This window comes from Streptomyces sp. NPDC020747 (genome assembly GCF_044334695.1).
GTDB lineage: Bacteria > Actinomycetota > Actinomycetes > Streptomycetales > Streptomycetaceae > Streptomyces.
Genome location: NZ_JBIRTJ010000010.1, coordinates 392,334 through 400,099, shown reverse-complemented (window position 1 = coordinate 400,099; position 7,766 = coordinate 392,334). Strand labels below are relative to the sequence as shown.

Below are 7,766 nucleotides of genomic sequence, written 5' to 3'. Positions count from 1 at the left end.
CTGGCGTTGATTTTTGGCACGCTGTTGAGTTCTCAAGGAACGGACGCTTCCTTCGTACTCACCCTCTCGGGCTTTCCTCCGGGCGCTTCCCTTCGTGTTTCCAACCTTACCAGATCCGTTTTCCGTTCCGTTTCCGGTCGGAATTCATTTCCGGTGGCCAGTTGGGAGGCCTTTGCCTATTCGATTGCCTGGTGGCTTTCTTTCGGCGAGCCCGACTTTATCAGAAGTTTTTGACCGGCCTGACCGGCTACTCGATCCTGATTTATCGGGAAGTGCTTCTCCGGAACCAAATTCCAGGAAGCTGACAGATGCTAAACCTTCGCCACCGAACTTGTCCAGTTCTAGGCAACTGTTCGAATCTACCTCCCCACACGTCCCGTGTCAACGGTTTTTGTGGGGCGAAGAGGACAGTAGCAGCTCAGTAGGCGTGCCTGCACATCAGGCGGCGGTCGGTACGGAGGCGCTGCGTTCGGCTTCCTCGACGTCGCCCGTCTCGCCGGCTCGCGCCGCGCGACCGCCCAGGATGTAGACGTACGCGAGGAACAGCAGCTCGGCGGCTATGCCGATGCCGATGCGGGCCCAGGTCGGGAGGCCGGACGGGGTGACGAAGCCTTCGATGGCGCCCGAGACGAAAAGGACCAGGGCGAGGCCTATCGCCATGCCCAGGGCGGCTCGGCCCTCCTCGGCGAGGGCGGATCGGCGACTGCGGGGGCCCGGGTCGATGACGGTCCAGCCGAGGCGTAGTCCCGTACCGGCCGCTACGAAGACTGCGGTCAGTTCCAGGAGGCCGTGCGGGAGGATCAGGCCGAGGAAGGTGTCGAGGCGGCCTGCCGAGGACATCAGGCCGATGCCCACGCCCACGTTGAGCATGTTCTGGAAGAGGATCCAGACGACCGGCAGGCAGAGGAAGGCGCCGAGGACCAGGCACATCGCGGCGGCCTGGGCGTTGTTCGTCCACACCTGGGCCGCGAAGGACGTCGCCGGATGGCTTGAGTAGTAGGTCTCGTACTCGCCGCCTGGGCGTGTGAGCTCCCGCAGGTCGCTCGGGGCCGCGATCGAGGACTGGACCTCCGGGTGGGTGCCGATCCACCACCCCAGGACGATGGCGACGGCCGTGGAGAGCAGCGCGGTGGGGACCCACCAGTGGCGTGAGCGGTAGACCGCGGCGGGGAAACCGTGCGTAAGGAAGCGGGTGACATCGCGCCAGGAGGCTCGGCGGGTGCCTGTCACCGCACTACGCGCGCGTGCCACCAGTTGGCTGAGACGGCCGGTCAGCTGGGGGTCCGGGGCGCTCGACTGGATCAGGGAGAGGTGGGTCGCCGTGCGCTGGTAGAGGGCGACGAGTTCGTCGGCCTCCGTGCCGGTGAGGCGCCTCTGGCGTCCGAGGAGTGCGTCGAGCCGGTCCCACTCGGCTCGGTGGGCGGACACGAAGACGTCGAGGTCCATCGGGTTGGCTGCTCCTCGGCTGCTCGTCGTGTGGTCAGCTTGTCGCACTGCGGCGCGATGTGCCCTCAGCTTGGCAGACTGACTGTCCTCGGGGCAGTTCGGGGAAGGACGGCGGGCGTGAGTGAGCTTGTGACGGGCGAGGCGGTGGCGCTGGAGTTGCGCCCCGCGAAGCTGCCGAGCCGAGTGCTGGCCGTGGTGCTCGACCTGGCGGTGGCGGTGGCCGCCTATGTCGCGGTGACCATCGCCCTGGTGGCGTCCACGACCGCGCTCGACGAGGCGGCGCAGATGGCGATCTCGATCGCCGCGTTCATTCTTCTGCTGGTGGGCGGGCCGATCGCCGTGGAGACGCTCAGTCATGGGCGGTCGCTGGGAAAGCTGGCGTGCGGGCTGCGGGTGGTGCGGGACGACGGCGGGCCGATCCGGTTCCGGCACGCGCTGGTACGTGGCGCGGTCGGTGTCGTCGAGATCCTGATGACGTTCGGGGTCGTGGCGTGCATCGCCTCGCTGGTGTCCGCGCGGGGGCGACGGCTCGGTGATGTGTTCGCGGGGACCCTGGTCGTACGGGAACGGATTCCCGCCGGGCGTACGTCTTTCGTGCCCCCTCCGCCGCCTTGGTTGGCGGGGCGGTTCTCCGGCCTTGATCTGTCCGGGGTTCCGGACGCGCTGTGGCTGGCTGTCCGCCAGTACCTGACGCGGATGCAGCAGCTGGATCCACAGGTCGGCTGGGCGATGGCGGAGCGGCTCGCGGCCGATGTCGCGGAGCGCACCGGGGCTCCGGCGCCGCAGGGGGTGCCGCCGGCAGCGTATCTGGCGGCCGTGATGCAGGAGCGGCAGGCGCGGGAGGCCCGGCGGGCGTTCAGTGGTGGGGCCGCTGGTGGTCGTCCTGCCGCGGGTGCGCAGATGGCCGGCACGCCGGCCACACCAGGCATGCCAGGCACGAGCGGGCCCGTGATGCCGTACGGGATGGTGCCTTCGCCGGAATCGGCCTACCCCTCCCATCCGTACCCACCGGCTTCGCCGCCCGCCGGCTACTCGGCTCCCGCACCGACGCCAACACCGACACCGGCCCCCGACCCGGCCCCGCAGGACGCCGGCGCCGAGCGTCCCGCCACCGGCTTCGCCCCGCCCGCGTAACTCCCGGGGAGCCCGGGTGCCCGGGCTCCCCGGGACCTTCGTCAGGCGAACACCGACGGCGGGGATTCCAGGTCCTCCAGCTCGATGCCGGGTGCGGAGAGGATCACGTCGCCCGAGAGGTGCACGGTGTGCTGCTCACCGGTATCCAGGGCTGTGACCTGGTATTCCTCCACGGTCAGGGGGCCGTTGTCAGTGGCGTGTGTTTCTCTCGTGATCAGGGCCCAGGACTGGTCGAGGGTGCGCGGGGCGAGGACCGGGTCGGTGAGGGCGACGAGGCGTACACGCGTGGCGGAGGCATCGGGGGTGAGGCGCAGCAGACGTGCGGTGGCGACGAGGAACGCGGGGGATGTGCCGGTGAAGGCGTGGGCGCGGACATTGCCTTCGGTGGCGTGAGCTCCCGTGGGGTCGGTGCGGACCCAGGTGACGCCGTCGAGGGCGGCGCCGCGGACCTGCCAGCCCGAGGCGTGCAGTTCGAGGCGGATGGGGCGGCCGAGGGCGTCGAGGGCGAGGTCGACGGAACCGGCGGGGTCGCCGGAGGGGGTGGTCAGTTGAGAGACGTAGCGCCAGCCGGAGGGGCCGGGCGCGCAGTGGAAGTGTTCTTCGGCGAGGGGGGTGTGGTCGTGCGGGTCATGGAGCGAATATCGGCCGCGGGGCATGGTGGCTCGGGTCCTCGTAGGGGGCAGGCCCCCGCCGGTGACGACGGGGGCCTGCTGACAACCGTTGGCTGAGTGCCGGGTGAGCGCCGGGTGAGCGCCGGGCTCGGCTGCTCAGTAGCGGTAGTGGTCCGACTTGTACGGGCCCGCGACCTCTACGCCGATGTAGCTCGCCTGCTCCGGGCGGAGCGTCGTGAGCTTCACGCCGAGGGCGTCGAGGTGGAGGCGGGCGACCTTCTCGTCGAGGTGCTTGGGCAGCACGTAGACGTCGGTCGGGTACTCCTCGGGCTTGGTGAACAGCTCGATCTGGGCCAGGGTCTGGTCCGCGAACGAGTTGGACATCACGAACGACGGGTGGCCGGTCGCGTTGCCCAGGTTCAGCAGGCGGCCCTCGGAGAGGACGATGAGCACCTTGCCGTCGGGGAACTTCCAGGTGTGGACCTGGGGCTTGACCTCGTCCTTGACGATGCCCGGGATCTGCGCGAGGCCGGCCATGTCGATCTCGTTGTCGAAGTGGCCGATGTTGCCCACGATCGCCTGGTGCTTCATCTTGGCCATGTCCGAGGCCATGATGATGTCCTTGTTGCCGGTCGTGGTGATGAAGATGTCGGCCTTGTCGACGACCTCGTCGAGCGTCGTGACCTGGTAGCCGTCCATCGCCGCCTGGAGCGCGCAGATCGGGTCGATCTCGGTGACGATCACGCGGGCGCCCTGTCCGCGCAGGGACTCCGCGCAGCCCTTGCCCACGTCGCCGTAGCCGAGGACGACCGCGGTCTTGCCGCCGATGAGGACGTCGGTGGCGCGGTTGATGCCGTCGATCAGGGAGTGGCGGCAACCGTACTTGTTGTCGAACTTCGACTTGGTGACGGCGTCGTTCACGTTGATCGCCGGGAACAGGAGGGTGCCGTCGCGGTGCATCTCGTACAGGCGGTGGACGCCGGTGGTGGTCTCCTCGGTCACGCCGCGGATCTCCGAGGCGACCTGGGTCCACTTCTGCGAGCCGTTCGAGATCGTCCGGGTCAGGAGCCCCAGGACGACGCGGTGCTCGTCGGACTCGGCGGTGTCGAGGGACGGGACCTTGCCGGCCTTCTCGTACTCGACGCCCTTGTGGACGAGCATGGTGGCGTCACCGCCGTCGTCCAGGATCATGTTCGGGCCGCCGGTGGGGGTGTTCGGCCAGGTCAGCGCCTGCTCCGTGCACCACCAGTACTCCTCAAGCGTCTCGCCCTTCCAGGCGAAGACCGGGATGCCCTGGGGGTTGTCGGGCGTGCCGTTCGGGCCGACGGCGATGGCGGCGGCCGCGTGGTCCTGGGTGGAGAAGATGTTGCAGGACACCCAGCGGACCTCGGCGCCCAGGGCGACCAGGGTCTCGATCAGGACGGCGGTCTGCACGGTCATGTGCAGCGAGCCCATGATGCGGGCGCCGGCCAGCGGCTGGGTGGCGGCGAACTCCTTGCGGATCGACATCAGGCCGGGCATCTCGTGCTCGGCGAGGGTGATCTCCTTGCGACCGAAGTCGGCCAGGGAAAGGTCGGCGACCTTGAAGTCCTGTCGGTTGTCGACAGTGGTCATACGAGCTGCTCCTCGGGTTGGGCGAGGTCGGTTGGGCTGGTCTGCGCGGCGGCGGGGCTGGACGTGCGTCCACGGGGCACACGAATGCCCGGTGCCTTGCGCAGCGCAGTCCGTCGGAGGCCCTCTCTCCCTCGGCCGGCCCGTACGGGGCCGCCCGACCGCCATCAGCAGCGACGTCTGGCTCGGTTACGAATCTACACCGATCGGCTCAGCGGGCCCCAGCCCGCCTCCGGCCAGAAAGAAGCGGAGCCTGAGAGTCCGCCGGTGGGGGTCGAGGAGCAACAAGCCTGGACAATCCGGGACTTTTGAACTTTTGGCCCTGCGCAGGGGGCTGTTGCAGGATGCCGGGGATCGGGACCATGTGCACCAGCCCGCGGATCACGATCCCCCACAACAAAGGCGTTAGGAGATCGACGTGACCAGTTCGGCCGGCCTTCCCCCCACGGGCGGCGGCAGTGGCGAGCGGCAGCGGTTGAGGCTGCTCGCGGTGACCGCCTGCCCGACCGGCATTGCCCACACCTACATGGCGGCCGAGAAGCTCTCGCAGGCGGCGGAGCGGCTCGGCGTCGACATCAAGGTGGAGACCCAGGGCTCGATCGGGGCCGAGAACGTACTAACTGACAACGATGTCAGAACCGCGGACGGCGTCATCATCGCCGCGGACAAGGATGTGGACCTGAGCCGGTTCGCCGGGAAGCGGGTGGTGACGGTCGGCGTCGCCGAGGGAATCCACCACCCCGAGCGGCTGATCGAACAGGTGCGGACCGCGCCCGTGCACGGCGGGGGTGGGGGCGGGACCAGTACGTCCAAACCCGCCAACGGCGGCGGTGGCGGTGGCGGCAAGGAGCGGAGCGTCGGGTACAAGGCGCTGATGAACGGCGTCAGCTACATGATCCCGTTCGTCGTGGTCGGCGGGCTGCTGATCGCGATCTCGCTGTCACTCGGCGGGCACACCGATCCGTCCGGTGGCCTGGTCATCCCGAAGGGCTCCTTCTGGATGGACGTCAACAACATCGGCGTCATCGGGTTCCAGCTGATGGTGCCGATCCTGTCCGGCTATATCGCGTACGCGATCGGGGACCGGCCCGCGCTGGTGCCGGGCATGGTCGGCGGGTGGATCGCCAACACCGGTTCGCTGTACGACTCCGAGGCGGGCGCGGGCTTCATCGGGGCGATCGTGACCGGGTTCCTCGCCGGCTATCTGGTGCTGTGGATCAAGAAGGTCGAGGTGCCGAAGTTCGTCCGGCCGATCATGCCGATCATCGTGATCCCGATCGTGGCGACGACGGCGCTCGGGCTGTTCTTCATCTACGTGATCGGCGAGCCCATCTCCTGGGTCTTCGAGCATCTGACGGACTGGCTCGGCGGGATGACCGGAACCAGTGCGGTGCTGCTCGGCGCGATCCTGGGGCTGATGATCGCGTTCGACATGGGCGGGCCGGTCAACAAGACGGCGTTCCTGTTCGGCGCGGGGCTCATCGCGACCGGCAACCAGGAGGTCATGGGCATGTGCGCCGCCGCGATCCCGGTGATGCCGCTCGGGCAGGGCCTCGCCACGCTGATCCGGAAGCGGCTCTACACCGAGCAGGAGCGTGAGACGGGTCTCGCCTCGCTGTTCATGGGGTTGTTCGGGATATCCGAGGGCGCCATTCCGTTCGCCGCCGCGCGGCCGGCGCAGGTCATCCCCGCCAACATGCTCGGCGGCGCGGTGGCCGGTGCGCTCGCGGGTCTCGCCGGGGTCGAGGACGCGGTACCGCACGGCGGGCCGATCGTGGCGGTGCTGGGTGCCGTCAGCGGCGTACCGATGTTCTTCGTGGCCGTGGTGATCGGGACCGTGGTGACGGCCCTGACGACGGTCGCGCTCATGGATGTCGGTGAGCGCAGGCGGCGGGGCCGGTCGATGGTCGACGGGCTCGCGCCGCAGCCGGAACTCGCCCTCGCGGGCGTGGGTGCTGGTGCGGGAGCGGGTGCCGGCAGTGACGGCCTCGGCGCCGGCGGCGGGACGGCCACCGCGCACGCTCCCGCCCAGCGGACGGCATCGGCAGCGGCTCCGGCCTCCGCCGGCTCCACGGCTGTCGGCACCAGCACCGACAGCGACAGCGGCTCGAAGAACCCTGCCGGTGCCTCTCCCCGTGACGCGTCCGCGGACCGATCCGCCGAAGCGTCCCCGGACGCGTCCGCCGGTGGCCCGGACGGCGAAGTCCTTTCCGGGTATCTCACGGCGCAGACCGTCAAGGTTCGGCTCGATTCCGGTGACAAGGAGTCCGCGATCCGGGAGATGGCCGGGCTGCTGGCCGCCACCGGGAAGGTCACGGACGTCGAGGAGTTGGTGGCGGCGGCGCTGCGGCGCGAGGAGCAGGGCACGACCGGGCTCGGCGAGGAGATCGCCATCCCGCATGCCAAGACCGACGCGGTGACGGCACCCGTCGTCGGGTTCGCGCGGTCGGCGGAGGGTGTCGAGTGGGGTTCGCTCGACGGTACGAAGGCGAAGCTGGTCTTCATGATCTCCGTGCCCGAGGCCGCCGCCGGGGACGAACATCTGCGGATCCTGGCGTTGCTGTCCCGGAAGTTGATGGACGCCGGGTTCCGGGATCGGCTGCTGACGGCTCCCGACGAGGCGGCTGTTCTCGACGTGCTGCGCGAGATCCGGTAGCCGCGCGGATCCCGTCCGGGGCCTCGCACCTCACGGAGGCGCGAGGCCCCTCCCGTTCACCGGGGCGCCCCACTCTCCGCACGCGCGGAAGTGCCGCGAGGGGTCCTCGCGCTCGTCGGGCTCGGCTGCGGGATCGCCGCCCGGGTCGTACGACGGCGGTCGTCGCCTCCGCCTCCCGCCGCCGCCCTGGCCCACGCACGCGTAGGCGGCGTGTACGTCGAAGGGCCCGCCGAATCGCTCGGCGGGCCCTGTCTCGTACGAGGAAGGCTCGTACGAGGAAGGCTCGTACGAGGAAGGCTCGTACGAGG

General features: G+C 69.5%; 6 protein-coding genes. 3 read left to right on the top strand and 3 right to left on the bottom strand.

Annotated features, from left to right (window positions below; genetic code table 11):
- On the top strand, nucleotides 1-234 hold a 234-nt coding region (locus tag ACH4YP_RS27070), incomplete at its 5' end, for a hypothetical protein (RefSeq protein WP_398492975.1).
- A gap of 204 nt (nucleotides 235-438) precedes the next feature.
- Here ACH4YP_RS27070 and ACH4YP_RS27065 read toward each other — a convergent pair.
- On the bottom strand, nucleotides 439-1,446 hold the full coding sequence (locus tag ACH4YP_RS27065; RefSeq protein WP_361072709.1) for a stage II sporulation protein M: 1,008 nt from the start codon (nucleotides 1,444-1,446) through the stop codon (nucleotides 439-441).
- A gap of 117 nt (nucleotides 1,447-1,563) precedes the next feature.
- On the opposite strand from ACH4YP_RS27065, the gene ACH4YP_RS27060 reads away from it, so the two are divergent.
- On the top strand, nucleotides 1,564-2,580 hold the full coding sequence (locus ACH4YP_RS27060) for an RDD family protein (RefSeq protein ID WP_398492973.1): 1,017 nt from the start codon (nucleotides 1,564-1,566) through the stop codon (nucleotides 2,578-2,580).
- A gap of 41 nt (nucleotides 2,581-2,621) precedes the next feature.
- Here ACH4YP_RS27060 and ACH4YP_RS27055 read toward each other — a convergent pair whose 3' ends face one another.
- Both ACH4YP_RS27055 and ahcY read right to left on the bottom strand, forming a co-directional pair.
- Nucleotides 2,622-3,236 carry a hypothetical protein gene (locus ACH4YP_RS27055; protein WP_361072705.1) on the bottom strand — a complete coding sequence of 205 codons (615 nt, stop codon included), beginning with the start codon at nucleotides 3,234-3,236 and terminating at the stop codon, nucleotides 2,622-2,624.
- A 111-nt stretch (nucleotides 3,237-3,347) separates the two neighbouring features.
- Nucleotides 3,348-4,805, bottom strand: a complete 1,458-nt coding sequence (ahcY, locus tag ACH4YP_RS27050) for an adenosylhomocysteinase (RefSeq protein WP_361072702.1) — start codon at nucleotides 4,803-4,805, stop codon at nucleotides 3,348-3,350.
- Nucleotides 4,806-5,220: 415 nt separating this feature from the next.
- Between ahcY and ACH4YP_RS27045 the strand changes: the two genes are divergently transcribed.
- On the top strand, nucleotides 5,221-7,458 hold the full coding sequence (locus tag ACH4YP_RS27045; RefSeq protein ID WP_361072699.1) for a fructose-specific PTS transporter subunit EIIC: 2,238 nt from the start codon (nucleotides 5,221-5,223) through the stop codon (nucleotides 7,456-7,458).
- Nucleotides 7,459-7,766 lie beyond the last annotated feature (308 nt).

Bases quoted from the DNA above. Each gene is read 5' to 3' on its own strand.
- ACH4YP_RS27065 (WP_361072709.1), bottom strand. From the start codon at position 1,446: ATGGACCTCGACGTCTTCGTGTCCGCCCACCGAGCCGAGTGGGACCGG.
- ahcY (WP_361072702.1), bottom strand. From the start codon at position 4,805: ATGACCACTGTCGACAACCGACAGGACTTCAAGGTCGCCGACCTTTCC.
- ACH4YP_RS27055 (WP_361072705.1), bottom strand. From the start codon at position 3,236: ATGCCCCGCGGCCGATATTCGCTCCATGACCCGCACGACCACACCCCC.